Annotated in this window: 12 protein-coding genes; 3 read left to right on the plus strand and 9 right to left on the minus strand. The window is 41.9% G+C overall.

The window, feature by feature from the left end:
* Nucleotides 1-256: 256 nt before the first annotated feature.
* Together ACX17N_RS00800 and ACX17N_RS00805 are read right to left on the minus strand one after the other, a co-directional pair.
* Nucleotides 257-1,789 (minus strand): pyridoxal phosphate-dependent decarboxylase family protein, encoded by a 1,533-nt coding sequence (locus ACX17N_RS00800; protein WP_458890691.1) that lies wholly within the window; start codon nt 1,787-1,789, stop codon nt 257-259.
* Nucleotides 1,789-3,165 (minus strand): diaminobutyrate--2-oxoglutarate transaminase, encoded by a 1,377-nt coding sequence (locus ACX17N_RS00805; protein ID WP_458890692.1) that lies wholly within the window; start codon nt 3,163-3,165, stop codon nt 1,789-1,791. The genes ACX17N_RS00800 and ACX17N_RS00805 overlap by 1 nt, the downstream gene beginning before the upstream one ends.
* 473 nt (nt 3,166-3,638) lie before the next feature.
* Here ACX17N_RS00805 and ACX17N_RS00810 point away from each other — a divergent pair, with 473 nt between their 5' ends.
* The 3 genes from ACX17N_RS00810 (at nt 3,639) to ACX17N_RS00820 (ending at nt 7,465) form a co-directional block, all read left to right on the plus strand.
* Nucleotides 3,639-4,343 (plus strand): SIMPL domain-containing protein, encoded by a 705-nt coding sequence (locus tag ACX17N_RS00810; RefSeq protein ID WP_458890693.1) that lies wholly within the window; start codon nt 3,639-3,641, stop codon nt 4,341-4,343.
* Between the two features lie 189 nt (nt 4,344-4,532).
* Nucleotides 4,533-6,740, plus strand: coding sequence for a TonB-dependent receptor family protein (locus tag ACX17N_RS00815; protein WP_458890694.1), 2,208 nt, complete (start codon nt 4,533-4,535; stop codon nt 6,738-6,740).
* Between the two features lie 128 nt (nt 6,741-6,868).
* Nucleotides 6,869-7,465, plus strand: a complete 597-nt coding sequence (locus tag ACX17N_RS00820) for a phosphatase PAP2 family protein (RefSeq protein ID WP_458890695.1) — start codon at nt 6,869-6,871, stop codon at nt 7,463-7,465.
* A gap of 51 nt (nt 7,466-7,516) precedes the next feature.
* On the opposite strand, the gene proB is transcribed toward ACX17N_RS00820, so the two are convergent.
* The 7 genes from proB to uvrB all read right to left on the minus strand — a co-directional run bounded on the left by proB (nt 7,517) and on the right by uvrB (nt 17,176).
* Complete coding sequence (gene proB, locus ACX17N_RS00825) at nt 7,517-8,650, minus strand: glutamate 5-kinase (protein ID WP_458890696.1); 1,134 nt, start codon at nt 8,648-8,650, stop codon at nt 7,517-7,519.
* A gap of 33 nt (nt 8,651-8,683) precedes the next feature.
* A complete protein-coding gene (gene cgtA, locus ACX17N_RS00830; RefSeq protein ID WP_458890697.1) occupies nt 8,684-9,904 on the minus strand; it encodes an Obg family GTPase CgtA in 1,221 nt (406 codons plus the stop codon).
* 268 nt (nt 9,905-10,172) lie between these two features.
* A complete protein-coding gene (locus tag ACX17N_RS00835) occupies nt 10,173-10,547 on the minus strand; it encodes a winged helix-turn-helix transcriptional regulator (RefSeq protein ID WP_458890698.1) in 375 nt (124 codons plus the stop codon).
* Between the two features lie 872 nt (nt 10,548-11,419).
* Nucleotides 11,420-12,877 carry a glyceraldehyde-3-phosphate dehydrogenase gene (locus tag ACX17N_RS00840; protein ID WP_458890699.1) on the minus strand — a complete coding sequence of 486 codons (1,458 nt, stop codon included), beginning with the start codon at nt 12,875-12,877 and terminating at the stop codon, nt 11,420-11,422.
* A 265-nt stretch (nt 12,878-13,142) separates the two neighbouring features.
* Entirely contained in the window at nt 13,143-14,078 is a 936-nt protein-coding gene (rarD, locus tag ACX17N_RS00845) for an EamA family transporter RarD (protein ID WP_458890700.1), read from the minus strand.
* A gap of 328 nt (nt 14,079-14,406) precedes the next feature.
* Nucleotides 14,407-15,009: a lipocalin family protein gene (locus ACX17N_RS00850; protein ID WP_458890701.1), complete on the minus strand. Its 603-nt coding sequence runs from the start codon at nt 15,007-15,009 to the stop codon at nt 14,407-14,409.
* Nucleotides 15,010-15,130: 121 nt separating this feature from the next.
* Nucleotides 15,131-17,176 (minus strand): excinuclease ABC subunit UvrB, encoded by a 2,046-nt coding sequence (uvrB, locus tag ACX17N_RS00855; RefSeq protein WP_458891108.1) that lies wholly within the window; start codon nt 17,174-17,176, stop codon nt 15,131-15,133.
* Nucleotides 17,177-17,365: the final 189 nt, after the last annotated feature.

Consider the following 17,365-nt stretch of genomic DNA (forward strand, 5'->3'; position numbering starts at 1 on the left):
GCCTTAACTGACTTGACTCGATGAACAAGGCGGAAAGGACATCCGCCTTTTGCTTAAGCGGCTTTGCAGTAAGCTGATCACCCCTACATTAGCACTAACGCTTGCTAGAACAAGCCATCATTAGAAAAACCGTATAACAACCTCGCCTGTAGCTTTTATGCAAGTACAGGGAGTTGCATCAATGCTGTCTGCATTGGAATATTTCAGCTATAAAAAAGCCCGGAAGACTTCCGGGCTTTTTTGAACAGCATAACGATTAGTCAATTGCTGGCGTATAGGTGCCTGCTTGAATTGGACCTTTAATGCGGTCTGCTTCAGCAAGTACTAGTGACAACAAGTTCTTCACGTTTTCTAATGTTGCAACTGGGCTGAGTGTCGTCATTTTCAATGATTGCACTTGTCCAACCTTGGTTACACCAATATTTGCTTCACCACGAGCAAATAGCTCATCGGCAACGTTTTGGTTCAATGTATCCAACAATTCTACTGGGTAGTCTTGTGGCACAACACGGAACAATACTGATGCAAATTGTGGTTCTACGAGAAGCTCTAGACCTTCTGTTGCTTTAATATAATCAGCAACATCACGTGTCAATTTAACACCGTGATCGATCATTGAACCATAAAGCTCTTCACCTAATGCTTCAACCGTCATCCATAATTTCAACGCATCAAAACGACGAGTTGTTTGTAAAGATTTCGATACTAGGTTTGGAACACCATGTTCTTCATCATAGGCTGAGTTTAAATATTCAGCTTCGTAGTGCATGAAACGATAGTTCGCTTCGTCTTTGAGCAAGAATGCACCACAAGAAATGGTTTGGAAATAGTGCTTATGGAAATCCAGCGTAATCGAGTCAGACAATTCAATGCCATCTAACATTGAACGGTATTCATTCGATAAAATCAGTGCTCCACCCCAAGCCGCATCGATATGCATCCACGCGCCAAACTTGTTGGTGATTTCACGAATTTTCTTAAGTGGATCAATTGCACCCGCATCGGTCGTACCTGCAGTCGCAACCACACACGCAACGATTTTGCCTTCTGACTGTAAATGTGCCATGGTTTTTTCCAAAGCATCTACATCCATTTGAGCATTTTCGTTTACAGGAACAGTGACCACAGACTGGAAGCCCATACCCATCATCGCCATGTTCTTTTGCACAGAGAAGTGTGCATTTTCAGAACAAATGACTTTAACGTTCTTCATGGCTTCGGCAGGAATACCATCGCGCTGTACAGACCACGGATTACCGTTTTCATCTTTCCAGTTTTTCGAGATGCAAGCATCACGCGCAAGTAGCACACCCATCAAGTTGGACTGTGTCCCACCTGAAGTGAATACACCAGCTTGACCTGCACCATAACCGACTTTTTGACGAAGCCAATCAATCAATTGAACTTCCATCAAAGAACCCGCTGGGCTTTGATCCCATGAGTCCATAGATTGGTTGGTTGCATTAATCAAAACTTCAGCAATTTGGCTTGCAACCATGGTTGGGCAATGTAAATGTGCTAAAGAATGAGGATGATGTACTTTCAAGCTTTTATTTAAGAAAAGCTCAACCATACGATCTAATGACTTTTGTACACCCAAACCTTCTTTGGTCGGGTTAAAGGCAATCGCATCACGTAATTGTTTAATGCTGCCGCCTGTGTACATTTTGTCATTTTGCAACCATGCCGCTACCGCCTTGGTAGCTTGCTCCATTGCTGACTCGTAGTCAGCAATGGATTGGGCATCATTGCAGAGTAACGCTTTACGATGTTCTGCAAAATCAACCATTATTGAGCGCCTCGCACAGCAACAAGCGCTTCTGCAACTGCTTTCTTAAAGCGAGCAATCACTTCCACACATTCTTCTTGCTTGATGATTAATGGGCAAAGTAAACGAATCACTGTACCGTTACGACCACCTTTTTCTAACAATAATTTGTTATCAAAACATGCCGCTTGGATTGCTGCTGCCAATTGACCATCAGCAGGTAAAGAACCCATATGATCCGCAGGTTTACGCTCGTCAACGATTTCAACGCCGATCATTAAACCACGACCACGAACGTTACCGATACATGGGAACTCTTGCGCTAATTTTTTCAATTCAGCTTGCAAGAAATCACCGCGTTCTTGTGCATTTTGCGCCAAGTTCTGTTCAGTAATGGTTTTTAATACCACTAAGCCAGTACCCATTGCCAATTGGTTACCACGGAAAGTACCCGTGTGACCCGCTGGCTGCCACGCATCAAACTTACGTTTAATACCAAGTACAGCAAGTGGTAAACCACCACCTACAGCTTTAGACATTACTACAACATCTGGCTCGATACCCGCATGTTCAAAGGCAAACATTTTACCTGAACGTGCAAAGCCCGCTTGAACTTCGTCAAGAATTAATACGATGTTGTGCTTTTCAGTCACTTCGCGGATTTTCTTCAACCATTTGGTTGGCGCAGTTACAACACCGCCTTCACCTTGAATGGCTTCAAGAATTACCGCAGCAGGCTTAGTTACACCACTTTCAACATCTTCAATGAAGTTTTCAAAGAAATAAGTTAAAGCATCAACACCAGCCTCACCACCTAAACCAAGTGGGCAACGGTATTCATGCGGATACGGCATAAACTGTACGCCTGGCATTAAACTATTCACAGCATTTTTAGCAGACAAGTTACCTGTCATTGCTAAAGAACCGTGAGTCATACCATGGTAACCACCTGAGAAGCTGATTACAGAGCTACGGCCTGTATAAGTCTTCGCAAGTTTAATTGCTGCTTCAGTCGCATCTGCACCAGATGGACCACAGAACTGTAAGCAGTACTCTTCTTTGCCACCTGGAAGATATGAAAGTAACGCTTCTGTGAAAGCATCTTTCAAAGGTGTTGTTAAATCTAAAGTATGTAGTGGGATGCCACTTGTCAGTGTATCTTGAATACTTTGAACGACCGCAGGATGATTATGGCCTAAAGCCAATGTACCTGCCCCAGCTAAACAATCAAGGTACTCTGTACCTTCAACATCGGTAACCCAGCAACCTTGTGCTTTCGCTATCGCCAACGGTAATTTACGTGGGTAGCTACGAACATTCGATTCCATCTGACTTTGGCGAGTCAAGTAGTATTCGTTGGTGGAATTGGTGGCAGGGTTTACAGAAGAAACGCTCATATCGAATTACCATCTCTGATATGGGTTGAAAGAAATAAGTCTGGTGACTTGCGGTCCTTTGACTCGGTGCTTTATAGAATCTAGTTAGACAGTGTGTATCTATTTAAGAACTAGGTGCGGCATGATACCGAATTTTTCAGGAAAATAAACAACTTTTAGCAAATTTCCGCCCTAATTTTATCGAAAAAAAATCTACTGCTAACCTGTTCATTCATTATCATCTTACATTGTGACAAGCGAAAGAAAATATGATTTTTTTAACTTTTTATTGTTTTAAGCCCTTTATAAACTCAAGTTCATATCAATTTAAAATTAAGTCTATAATTTAATTCATTTTAATATCAAAATATAGGTCTCATTTCTCCTAAAAAAAATTACAAACTCACCACAATTCCTACGAGGATTCCCCATAAACAACAATTACCATAAGCTGAATTAAATAAATCTGAATATTCAAATAAAGGTCATCAATTATGCGCCATTTTGTACTTTCTTCTCTCATTTTAAGTAGCCTAACCTGCACCAGTGTTTTTGCTCAAGCAACTGAAGCTTTAAACTACAATTTAGTAAATGTTCAAGCGGAGGCTTCTCGCCAAGTTTCCAATGATGAAATGCATGCTGTGCTGTATATCGAAAAGAGCAATAAACAACCTGCCGAACTAGCGAGCCAAATCACACAACTGATGAATCAGGCAATTGCGACTTCACGTAAATACCCGAATGTCAAGGTTGAAACAGGCTCACAAACTACCTACCCAATTTATGACAATGACAGCCGCAAGTTAAAAGAATGGCGTGGTCGCGCAGAAGTTCAAATTGAAAGTACCGACTTTAAAGCAGCCAGTCAGCTCATCAGTGAGTTACAGCAAAACTTCCAAACAGAATCCATCAACTTTACTGTGTCTGATGCACAGCGTAAAAAAGTTGAAAATGAACTGATGATTGAGGCCTCTAAAAACTTCCAACAACGCGCACAATTACTCAGCCAGTCATGGAATAAATCTGGCTATAACCTAGTTAACCTGAACTTGAATACCAGTAACAGCTACCCTCAACCCATCATGATGCGAAATAGTATGGCGAAATTTGCCAGTGCCGAAGCAGCCCCTATGCAGGATGTTGCCGCAGGTGAATCTAAAATTACTGTGAATGCGAACGGAACTGTACAGTTTAAATAATTTGTAATAACTGACTCAAAACCGTGTTCTTGACACGGTTTTTTTTATTTTATTTTGATTTACGTCATATTTAAGATCGAAATATTACAATAATATTAAAAAATCATGGTAATTAATGATAACCATTATTATTCAAATAAATTAATTCTCCCTATAAGATACCGTCAAATTTTAAATCCTATCCCCTGTATGCCAAATCACTTAATCCAGTCTGCTCCAAATAAACTCTCACCTTTAACTTTAGCGGTTCAATTTGTACTGACTTGTGTTGTAACTCAAACTGCTTTTGCAGCAAATGCAGAGGACGCTTCTCTCAGTACTTTACAAACCATTAAGCTTCAAGCACAAGGTAACTGGCTAGAAAATGCCAATGCCGAAAAAGTACAAAAACATGCTGGGGCACGAACCATTATTGATCGTAAACGCTTAGATGAAGTTGCGGCAACATCCATTAAAGATGCGCTCAAACAAGTTCCTGGTGTGCAAGTTCAAGAAAACAACGGCACTGGTGGAAGTGACGTATCACTTAATATTGGCGTGCGTGGTTTAACTTCGCGCTTATCGCCACGTTCAACGGTACTCCTTGATGGTGTACCGCTATCCGTTGCGCCTTATGGTCAACCGCAGCTTTCACTTGCCCCAGTTTCATTGGGCAATATCGAATCTGTTGACGTAGTCCGTGGTGCAGGTTCTGTACGCTTTGGGCCACAAAACGTAGGGGGTATTATCAATTTTGCAACACGCGCTATTCCACAAGATTTTGCAGGTAATGTGAGTCTTACTAGCGAATATGCATCGGGTACCGATCAAACCAAACTGAGTCCAAGTTTATTTGTCGGTGGAACTTTGGATAATGGCTTAGGTCTTGCCCTACTGTATTCAGGCACCAAAGGTAATGGTTATCGCGAAGCCAACAACCAAACCGACATTGACGATGTAATGTTAAAAACGGCTTATCAATTGACTGATGCCGATGCGATTGCTTTAAATCTGCATCATTACGAAGGTCGAGGTGAAATGCCGGAAGGCTTAACTGCGGCTCAATATGCAGAAAATCCTTACCAATCTAATCAGTCCCGCAATTATTTTGCGGGTCGTCGCTCGGATGTGTCTTTGCGCTACACCCATCAAGATGAGCTAAATAATTTTGAATTACTCACTTATTATATTGACTCATTTCGCACCAGTAATTTAGAAACGGATCAAACTAAGAGTGGTCAACCAATTAAACGCTTAGACAATGCTCCTCGCGATTATCAAGTGTTTGCCATTGAGCCGCGTTTCTCTCGTGCATATTCCATTGGCAATACACAAAGTGAGGTTACGGTCGGCTATCGCTACATGAATGAAGACAGTTCAGAGTTTGCAGATCGTACCGAATATGCGGTTAATGCGCTTCCTGGTAAATTCATCGCGCGTACTTCAAGTAACGGTGGTACAGAAGCACACGCTTTCTATATTGATAACCGCTTCGATTTAGGTCGCTGGGTGATTACACCAGGTATTCGTTTCGAATCTATCGATACATATAACAATTTTAGTGTCTATAAATCAGGTTCTTTACTCAATACGGTGAATCCATCAATTCAATCTGATGAGTTCTTACCTAACTTATCTATCCTTTATAAAGCAACAGATCATTGGAATATTTTTGCCAATGCGGGGGTCTCTTTTGGTCCGCAACAATACAACCAATTGGCAACCACCAATAGCTCTACTGGTATGGCAATTTCTACCTTAGATGGTCTTTCACCTGAGAAATCGAATAACTATGAAATTGGGACAAAATATTTAGGCAATGGTCTTAATGCCGAATTGACAGCCTTCTATTTAGACTTTGATAAAGAACTACTTCTAGATCGCGATGTATTACAAAATGGCTATTGGACTAACTTAGGGGCAACTAGCCATAAAGGGCTTGAACTTGGTCTGGCCTATGACTTTGGTCATTTAGTCGATGCACTAGAAGGATTTAAAGTCTATAGCAACTATACTTTTACCAAAGCCGTTGCTGAAGCAGGTAATTTTAAAGACAAAGACCTCCCATTCTATTCACGCCATACTGCCAATGTGAGTTTAGGCTATAAAGTCGATCAATGGACAGTCAATGCCGATATGTTCGCGCAGTCGAAACAGCATTCTCCAGGCAACCAAGAATCGGGGATTTATCAAACTGTAGAATCGGCCGATGGTAAATACGGAGATATTCCAGGCTACTCCACTTTTGCTGTGCGTACCGCTTACGACTTTGGTCAGCAATTCCATGGCTTAAAAGTTGGTGGTGGTGTGAAGAATGTATTTGATAAGCAATATTTTACTCGCTCATCAGATGCCACAGGCGGTAAATATGTTGGACAACCACGTACTTTCTACCTACAAACCTCGTTTGATTTCTAAAATGAAGTTTACTTAAGCACATAACAATCTATGCCTAAAAAAAGACTACAATTCTGTGGTCTTTTTTTATTTCAACAAGATGACAGAATTATTACACTCTATGCACTTTGTATACCTAATACACCTTCATGTCTCTTTCAGAACTCAATCTTGCCTTTTTCTCTCTGATTAATGCCTCTCCTGATGCCAGCAACAGTAGCATCAATTTCGCTATTTTTATTGCCAATGACCTCCTGTATTGCATGATTGCACTTTTCGCATTGTTCTGGTTACGCGGGAATTATGAAACTAAAAAACAAATCTTAAAGGCCTTTATTTTCACCAGTATAGCCCTTTTGATTAGTCAGTGTATTTCCCATGCTTTTTATCACCCACGCCCCTTTGTGATGGACGTTGGACGTACACTGATCTACCACGCACCGAATGGCTCCTTCCCGAGCGATCATATGCTGATTTTTAGCAGCATCGCTTTTTCATACTTATTTTCGGCACAACGGAAATTGAGTGTATTCCTCTTGCCGATGGCTTGGTTGGTGGCTTGGTCACGCGTCTATCTCGGTGTACATTTCCCATTGGATATGCTTGGTGCATTTATACTGGCGTTTGTATTGAATTATTTTGGCTTAACCCTCTGGAACCAATATAAAGAGAAAATCATGCAATGGGTACTGACTTTGCATTTCTATGTATTTAAGCCCCTGATTCAAAGAGGCTATATTAAATAAATCTGTATAGATATAAAAAATCCCGCTCTTGAGCGGGATTTTTAAAATCAGTTAGTAAATTGCCATATGATCACGATGAATCATTTCCAGTGAACGGGCTTCACCAAGAACTTGATAAACCTTGTCAGAAGCCAAGCCCTTGACCAGTTCCGCAGAACGAGAGCTAAAATTCACACGCCCAACCGCTACACGGTAGCCGGATGGATCAACACACTCGACCACATCACCACGGTCAAAATGACCTTCTACCGCTTTCACACCTACAGGCAACAAACTACGATGATTTTCTTTGATGGCTTTCACTGCACCATCATCTAAAATCAAACGGCCTGCGGTTTGTAAGTGCGCTGCCAACCATTGCTGATGGGCTGTAATACGGTCATTATCCGTGATGAATAAAGTGCCCAGCATTTCACCCGCCATTAAGCGCGCAAGTACATGATCACTTTCACCACTGGCAATTAAGGTTGGGCAGCCTGATTTAGCCGCCAAACGCGCTGCACGAACTTTGGTCAGCATCCCACCACGACCAAACTTACCACCGCCACCTGCCATATCAAACAGGCTTTCATCTAAAGCACGTACGGTATGGAACAGTTTTGCATTCGGATTAGAACGTGGGTCAGAATCAAACATGCCCTGCTGGTCGGTTAGGATAATCAACAAATCCGCATGGACTTGTCCTGCCACCATCGCTGCAAGCGTGTCATTATCACCAAAACGAATTTCATCGGTCGATACCGTGTCATTCTCATTAATAACAGGAATCACACGCCAGTCGATGAGGTTTTGCAATGCATCACATGAGTTTAGGTAACGACGACGATCTGCAAGATCATCATGCGTTAACAACACTTGAGCGGTTTGAATGCTATGTTGCTCTAATACGCTAGACCAAGTATGGATTAAGCCCATTTGACCAATGGCAGCACATGCCTGAAGACTGGGTAGATCGGTGGGTCGATGCTCTAGCTTCATTCGAACCATACCTTCAGCCACAGCACCAGACGAAACAAGGATAATTTCATGCCCTGCTTGGTGTAGATCCGCGATTTGTTTCGCCCAATGCGAAATTGCCTCTAAATCTAAACCTTGCCCATTTGCTGTGAGTAAAGATGATCCGATTTTAACAACGATACGTTTTAAAGCCTTGAGCTGACGTTGCCCATCTACCACTTCTATCATCTTGTCCTCAGTTACATGTTGTTCGCTTGGAAATTAGCGAACGTAATACACTTCCATTTCGCCATCGTCGCCATCATCGTCTTCGTCTTCGTCATCATCGCCCAACAGACCAGCAAGACGCTGTTGACGACGCATTTCACGATAAGCTTCTTTCGCGGCAATGGTTTGTTCACGTGTTTCAGCTTCTAACTGTTCACGGAATGCTTTCACCTCTGCAGCGTATTCAGGATCTTCAACTTCGCGTTCACGTTGCTGTTCAATTTGATCCATGAGGTAATACACTACAGGCTTAGTCCCTTCTGATAACAAACCAGAAGTTTTAAATACTGGACCTTTCCAATCCAATTCTTCAAGAATGTGGTTACACCATTCTTCACTGGTTTCATCTTCAAGTTGATCTAACTTGTTCAACACCAAGACCACTGGCAGTTTTGCCAAAGTTGGAGAGAATTTCTTCAACTCCTTCATAATGGCTTTGGCATTATAAGCAGGGTCAGAACCGTCAATTGGCTGTACATCTACAATGTGCAATAAAATACGGGTACGTGCCAAGTGCTTCAAGAAGCGAATACCTAAACCCGCACCTTCTGATGCACCTTCGATCAAACCAGGAATATCAGCCATTACGAAGGAACGATGACGGTCAGCATCGACTACGCCCAAGTTTGGAACCATGGTTGTGAATGGATAGTCTGCAACTTTTGGTTTTGCGGCTGAAACGGCACGAATAAAGGTTGATTTACCCGCATTCGGCATACCCAACAAACCTACATCTGCCAACACTTTAAGTTCTAAACGAATTTCACGGAATTCACCTTTAAAACCATGTGTACATTTACGCGGCGTACGGTTGGTTGAAGATTTGAAGTGCGTGTTACCCAAACCACCATCACCACCTTTAGCAACCATCACTTGCTGACCATCTTCGACCAAATCTGCAATAATGTCGCCAGAATCGGTATCGACAATTGTGGTGCCCACAGGAACTTTTAAAATAACGGATTCACCGCCACGACCAGCACAGTTTGCGCCTGAACCGTTTTTACCACGTTCTGCACGGAATTTACGGGTATAACGATAATCTACCAATGTGCTCGTGTCGTCATCGGCTTGAATATAAATGCTGCCACCACGACCACCGTCACCACCATCTGGCCCACCAAAGGGTACAAATTTTTCACGGCGAAAACTGGCTACGCCATTGCCACCGTCGCCAGCCTCTACGGTAATGACTGCTTCATCAACAAAGCGCATACTGCCAATCCTCTAAAATCTTTAAAACCGCTTATTCTGCCACATTTTAAAGCATTTCTCGAATAGAATTATTCAACTAAATATTAATTTTGCTCATTATTGAGATTTAACAGCCTATTTTCATTCTTATTTTTCATTTTTTGCTTGGACGCAAATAAAGATTATTAACGTCTTCCGCTCTAAATCAGCCTTACCCGAGGAGAGATTCAAGCTTAAAAAGAAAGATTGATCAGGGTCTGCAATTATTCTCCCCTCCCACTCACTTCACTCAATTCGCAATTTTTGGTTTCTGTTCCAAAATTTCAGGAAGGGTACGCTCAATCCAAGCAATTAAATCACCTACTTTTTCAGCGACTTGCGCACCTAAAATCGTCAGTTGATATTCCACTTTGGGTGGTACGATCGGATAAACCGTGCGTAGGATAAAACCATCTTGCTCTAAGCTTTTTAAAGTTTGTGAAAGCATTTTTTCACTAATCCCCTCAATCTTAACTTTAAGTTCGCTAAAACGATGCACCCCCCCACTTAGGCAATGCAACACCAATAATGACCATTTACTCGAAAGGTGCTCTAAAATTTCGCGGGATGGGCACTCCGTAGATAACACTTGCCCTAATATTTTACTGGTTGCATATGTACTCATGTATTCCCCAACTCTGCTTACTATTATTCTATGTACTTTCATTTGGTAAGCTAACAGATTAATCTTTAGCCAGCAAGAATAGGATTTCTCGAGCTAAAACGAACATTCACATCTCACTCTATCTATAAGCAGCTTAACGTCGTACATCTATTTATGCTTTAAGGTGAATATTGCGTAGTGGTAAATGCATATTTATCTCTCAGTTTTACGAAAGTCTCACGTACAGCGTTTTACATCGTGGTATTAAAGCTGGCTTTGCGCTGTATTTTCATGGGGGCATTTAAATTTAGTTGTGCTGCTAAATGATGTAAGACATATTAATGAATGTGCAAATAAAATTAGAAATATACCGGTGCATCGTCGCAAATCTGCACTGGAATAGTGTAATCACGTTTTTAAATGAAATGGCGCCTCCATCTTAATAGGAAGATTCAATTTAAGCGAAAACCGAAGCAACAATTGGTGCTGATAAATCAAATCTGTTGTGATTTCTACTGGCATCAGTGGTTTTACATGAATTAGGCTCTGATAATCAATCAAGACCTGTATCGGTGTTTCAACCTGAAACTTTAATTCAGCCAAATACTTTCCACTTAATGGTAAATTTAATTGCCGATCGATATCAATCTAGGGGAGTTAACTTCAAACAATATCCCGTAATCTCAACCTTCTCGGTACTTTATTTTGCAGAGCATCATGCATTAATTTGAATACTACGCACTTAGTGGGAATTAAAACATTGATCCAAATTCATCAGTTATATTTTTAATTCAATATAAATATGCTTGTTATTTTTACTCAAAAGCAGTTCTAAACCTCAGGTAAAAAAAAGAGCTTCATGACTGAAGCTCTTTTTTACTTACAAAAACAAATTATGCATTTGTTTCTACAGGAATTTTTGGATAGCTTAAGCCGCCCATTTGTTCAGCAATACGCAATACTTGGCAGCTATAACCGACTTCATTGTCATACCAGACGTATGCAGTTAAGCGGTTACCAGAAGTGATTGTAGCTTGCGCATCAAACACACCCGCAGTACGCGAACCGATAAAGTCAGAAGATACAACTTCAGTTGAGTTGGTAAAACCAATCTGACCTTGAAGGTTAGAATGGATAGAAATCTGACGGATATATTCGTTTACTTCTTCACGATCAACTTCTTTATCTAACGTTAAGTTAAGAATCGCAAGTGAAACGTTTGGAGTAGGAACACGCACTGAGTTACCAGTCAATTTACCTTGAAGTGCTGGAAGCGCTTTAGCAACTGCTTTAGCCGCACCAGTTTCAGTAATCACCATGTTCAACGTCGCCGCACGACCACGACGATCTGCTTTATGATAGTTGTCGATTAAGTTCTGGTCGTTTGTGAACGAGTGAACTGTTTCAACGTGACCATTTAACACAGTGTATTTGTCATGCAATACTTTTAAGGTTGGGGTAATTGCATTCGTTGTACAGCTTGCAGCAGAAATGATTTGATCTTCATCAAGAATGTCTGCTTGGTTAACACCAAATACCACGTTCTTCATGTCACCTTTACCAGGTGCAGTCAAAATTACGCGTGCAGCGCCTGGGCATTTAAGGTGTTGTGCAAGACCTTCTGAATCGCGCCATTTACCTGTATTGTCAATTACCAATGCATTTTCAATACCATAAGCTGTGTAATCAACTTCAGATGGATTCGATGCATAAATCACTTTGATGAATTGACCGTTCGCAATAATTGCTTCGTTTTCTTCATCTACAGAAATCGTGCCAGAGAATGGACCATGGATCGAGTCACGGCGTAATAAAGACGCACGTTTTTCCAAATCACCATCAGAAGATTTACGAACAACGATCGCTTTGAGGTTTAAACCACGACCAAGACCAGATTGACCGATCATCAAACGTGCAAGGATACGACCAATACGGCCAAAACCGTAAAGAACCACGTCACGACCTTCAACTGAAGTCGCACGACCTTCGATTGATTTAACCGCACTCGCAACAAAGGCATCAACATCGCCACCTTGTGCTTTGTATTCAACAGCAAGTTTACCTAGATCAATTTCAGCTGTACCGATATTCTGAATTTTCGCCAATGCTTGAAGAATTGGGTAAGTATTCACAACAGAAAGCTCAACGTCCATCATACGTGTACGACGGTGTGCTTTTAGGATCTGGATAACCGAACGGTTAACTAAAGAACGACCATAAACTGAAGTTACGATGTTTTGCTCACGGTAAAGTTTACCGATTAAAGCAATCATTTGTTCCGCGATTTCTTCACGGTTTTTCCAGCGACCTTGGTGCTCTGCGTGTAGGGCGATAATAGTCTCTTTGCTCACAGATACGTCCTCTAATTAAATTGTATATCTAGGCATAAATTTCAAAACCCGACAATTGTAAAGGAATTGTCAGCAAGATTGAATCAAAAGCTGGTTCAGACGCTGCTATTTTCCTACATATTCATTATAAATTTACAAAATAGTTGTAATTTTTGATGTGATTTTACTTTTTGGACGAAAAATACGGATTTTTGAATTGGTTTGAATCGCCAACTCGATAGATGTGCCTGGGGATAAAGACAGATATTTATCCCCAAAATTTTGCTTAATTCTGATCTTTTAAACGCGCATCAACTTTTTCTATATTTCTTACCAAGCTCTGCTTCTGTTTGTGTTGTTTATACAAATGCAAACTGCCTTCAAGTATCAAAACCAATACTGCGCACCAAATCGGGATATAGGTGAGCCATTCATCGGGGGCGATCTGTTCGCCCAAAGCCACAGAAGCAGCTGCCAATAACACAGGTTCCAAATAACTGAGCAAACCGAACAGCACGAAAGGTAGATATCGGCTAGCCAAAATATAGCTTCCCAAGCCCAGTGCACTTAAAAAGCCTAAACCAATAATTGCCCAAATCAGATGCGGAAATTGAGGAATAACGCTCAAGCCATTTGAAATTGAGAGCAAATACAATGCTATCGGCAGAATTAGAAACAAATCCCACCAAAAACCACCCAAGTGATCAGATTGAAACAAACGACGTAAATAGAAATATAAAGGATAAGCTAAAGCGACATATAGCGTTTCCCAAGCAATACTGCCAATCCGCCAAATCTCATGCGCGACACCGAGGGCTGCCAGAATCACCGCCAGCAACTGCCATCGTGACAGTTTTTCCTTATGCAAAATACAGCCGATCAGCACCATCACCAGCGGCAGCAAAAAATACCCCAATGATACTTCTAGTCCTCGCCCGTTAATTGGTCCCCATAAGAACAGCCATAACTGCGAAGTACAAAGTATTGAACTGATCAGCAACCAAAGCAAATAAGTGGGTTGTTGGAGCACTTTTTTAAACAGTTCAGTAATTCGAGTGAGCTCACCCGACCACCACATAAATATGCTTAAAAAAGGTAAAGTCGCCAGCATTCGCCAAGCAAATGTTTGCTCACTGTCGAGCGGTTTTAAAAACTCTGTATAGCCGTAAAGCACGCCAAAAGTGACAGATGCCAATACCGACAGTGCTACGCCTTTATACATCTTGTTACTCGATTATTTTTTCGCGTTTAGTATAACGATAAGCGAAATAAAATACTTAATATTTAAGATAACTTTCACGCAAATCCAGACACTCAAAGTACTACATGTATGTAAGAGCTATTGTCATGTGCCATGTAAAAAACGAGAAGTTAACATTCATTCGCCAAACCCAATCAACTACAGACAATGTTTCACCAAATGCTGCCCAGTCACAGCGAAAAATATTCACTGTAACTCCCAACCAAGTTTAGTCGCTCAGGCTGGTATTTTTATTCAGTGGTGATGATGAAAGGTCAGCTACCCCTCATACAATAACATTCAGCCTGTATTATTTCTTCTCAACTTTCTTGCTCTGTGGGGTGTGAATTAAGTCGCTTAAATCATAGCCTAGCGTTTTTGCATAATCTAAATACTCATTCAACACTTCAGGTTTGGCTTCTGGAGTTCGAGAAAGAACCCACATATATTTACGACGCGGCTCACCCACCAGAACGGTTTGATAATCATCATCCAGTTTTAAAATCCAATAATCACCGCGCGCCACTGGCAACCAACGGACGGCTTCCGGCAAGAAGCTGACTTGTAACTTGGAGTTAAACGGAGGATTTTGCACAAAAGCCTCTCCGATGGCCTGCTGTAAAATGCCCTCTTTGGAATAACAACGATTATCTACATTCACATTGCCATTTTCATTTAAGGTATAGGTCGCAGAAACGTCGCGCGCACATTTATTTTGAAAGTACATCGGTTTGCGTGCTATTTCATACCAAACCCCCAAATAACGGTCTAACTCGACCTTTTCAACCACTGGCATTGGTTTCGTTTGCGCATAAGCCAGTGTAGCGGCTCCCAAACCGACTAGAATTGCCCCACCCAATACAATTTTTCCAATCCGCCAACCTGCCTGAGGAAGATTACTTTTACTCATCATGTCATTCCTTAAAAGGTTTTGATTCATTCACAATCAAACAGCATGTCTCTAAAAAATAACGAGCTTTAGGTCAGCGTATTGTAGCGTTATGTAATGATTTTGAAGTGCAAAGTTACCCAAGCTATTGTAACAGTTGTGCTTTTAAACGCAGGATCTCATCTCGTAAACGAGCAGCTTGTTCAAACTGTAATTCTTTAGAGGCTTTAAGCATCTCTTTTTCCAGTTTGGCAATATGCTTCGCAAACAGTTTAGGATTCGCAAGAAGATGTTGCTCATCTGCTGAAAGTGCCTGAGTCTGTTCTGCAAACTTGGCATCAATCTGATCGTCGCTCAGCACTTCACCTGTATCAATTTCTCTCACCACTTGGCGCACTGCACTTCGTGGGGTAATGCCATGTTGCAAGTTAAACTCGATTTGTTTGGCACGACGTCGCTCAGTTTCATCCATGGCTTTTTGCATAGAATCCGTAATCCGATCCGCATAGAGAATCGCTTTACCTTTTAAGTTACGCGCGGCACGACCGATGGTTTGAATGAGTGAGCGTTCGGAGCGTAAAAAACCTTCTTTGTCGGCATCCAGAATGGCGACCAAAGACACTTCAGGCATATCCAAACCTTCACGCAGCAAGTTAATTCCCACCAAGACATCATGAATCCCTGAACGTAATTCATGAATAATCTTCACTCGCTCTACCGTATCAATATCAGAATGCAAATACGCGACTTTCACGCCATATTCTTTTAAATAAGAGGTCAAATCTTCCGCCATACGTTTGGTTAATGTGGTCACCAATACCCGCTCGTTTAAATCCTTACGAATATTAATTTCAGACAGCACATCATCGACTTGGGTCAGCACCGGACGGATTTCAATTTCAGGGTCGACCAAACCTGTTGGACGGACCACCTGCTCGACCACTTGTTCCGATTTTTCCAATTCATATCGTGCTGGGGTTGCACTGACATAAATCGTGCTCGGAACAATGCGTTCCCACTCTTCAAATTTCATGGGACGGTTATCTAAAGCACTGGGTAAACGGAAACCATAATTCACCAAGTTCTCTTTACGCGAACGGTCGCCTTTATACATGGCACCAATCTGCGGAACGGTCACATGCGATTCATCAATAATCAATAGAGCATCATCTGGTACATAATCAAACAAGGTCGGCGGTGCTTCGCCTGCTGGACGTCCAGATAAATGCCGTGAATAGTTTTCAATACCGTTGGTGTAACCCAACTGCTGCATCATTTCCAAATCGTAGCGGGTACGCTGTTCAATCCGCTGTGCTTCCAATAATTTGTCATGCTCACGGAAAAACACCAACCGCTCTTTTAGTTCCTCCCGAATCGTGCCAATCGCACGTTCCAAATTATCTTTTGGAGTAACGTAATGGCTTTTGGGATAAATCGTGACCCGCGGGACTTTACGCACCATTTTGCCTGTTAATGGGTCAAACCAGCGAATGGAATCCACCTCATCATCAAACAGTTCAATCCGGATGGCATGTTGATCCGATTCGGCAGGGAAAATATCAATAATTTCGCCACGAATACGATAGGTCGCACGTAAAAACTCCAATTCATTACGGCTATATTGCATTTCCACCAGACGACGAATAATTTCATCACGGCTAATGCGATCCCCTACAACAATATGCAACAGCATACTCATATAGGCATTCGGATCACCCAAACCATAAATGGCCGAGACCGAGGCCACAATAATCGCATCGCGACGTTCCAGTAAGGCACGCGTGGCGGATAAACGCATTTGGTCAATGTGATCATTAATCGCCGCGTCTTTTTCAATAAACGTATCTGAAGATGGCACATAGGCTTCAGGTTGATAGTAATCGTAATAACTCACGAAATACTCAACCGCATTATTGGGGAAAAAGGCCTTGAACTCACCATAAAGCTGGGCAGCAAGAGTTTTGTTATGCGCCATGATAATGGTAGGTCGTTGTGTCTGCGCAATCACATTGGCCATGGTATACGTCTTACCCGACCCCGTGACGCCTAAAAGCAATTGATTGCGATAACCTTGCTCGATGCCCTGCACCAGTTTCTCAATCGCCTGAGGTTGATCCCCCGCAGGTTGAAACTGAGTCACCAACTCAAAAGGCTGATGATTGTCTTGCACAGGTTTTTGATGCTCTTGCATGGTTTCCATCTTCGACACAATATGACCCCTATAGTATGGGGGCAGTTTTACAACATGCAACAAGTCCATTGTGAGAATTATGCGCATGAAAACCAATTCACAGCAGGTAGAAATTCCCCCCTCAGATCTCCTCTACTAAAAAAGCATTGCTTGCCCCTTGACCCCTACGCTATTCAGTTGCAACATGAA

It is taken from the genome of Acinetobacter sp. GXMZU3951 (assembly GCF_054457875.1).

Bases quoted from the DNA above. Each gene is read 5' to 3' on its own strand.
- ACX17N_RS00820 (WP_458890695.1), top strand. From the start codon at position 6,869: ATGTCTCTTTCAGAACTCAATCTTGCCTTTTTCTCTCTGATTAATGCC.
- ACX17N_RS00805 (WP_458890692.1), bottom strand. From the start codon at position 3,165: ATGAGCGTTTCTTCTGTAAACCCTGCCACCAATTCCACCAACGAATAC.
- ACX17N_RS00815 (WP_458890694.1), top strand. From the start codon at position 4,533: ATGCCAAATCACTTAATCCAGTCTGCTCCAAATAAACTCTCACCTTTA.
- cgtA (WP_458890697.1), bottom strand. From the start codon at position 9,904: ATGCGCTTTGTTGATGAAGCAGTCATTACCGTAGAGGCTGGCGACGGT.
- ACX17N_RS00850 (WP_458890701.1), bottom strand. From the start codon at position 15,009: ATGATGAGTAAAAGTAATCTTCCTCAGGCAGGTTGGCGGATTGGAAAA.
- rarD (WP_458890700.1), bottom strand. From the start codon at position 14,078: ATGTATAAAGGCGTAGCACTGTCGGTATTGGCATCTGTCACTTTTGGC.
- proB (WP_458890696.1), bottom strand. From the start codon at position 8,650: ATGATAGAAGTGGTAGATGGGCAACGTCAGCTCAAGGCTTTAAAACGT.
- ACX17N_RS00810 (WP_458890693.1), top strand. From the start codon at position 3,639: ATGCGCCATTTTGTACTTTCTTCTCTCATTTTAAGTAGCCTAACCTGC.
- uvrB (WP_458891108.1), bottom strand. From the start codon at position 17,176: ATGCAAGAGCATCAAAAACCTGTGCAAGACAATCATCAGCCTTTTGAG.
- ACX17N_RS00800 (WP_458890691.1), bottom strand. From the start codon at position 1,789: ATGGTTGATTTTGCAGAACATCGTAAAGCGTTACTCTGCAATGATGCC.
- ACX17N_RS00835 (WP_458890698.1), bottom strand. From the start codon at position 10,547: ATGAGTACATATGCAACCAGTAAAATATTAGGGCAAGTGTTATCTACG.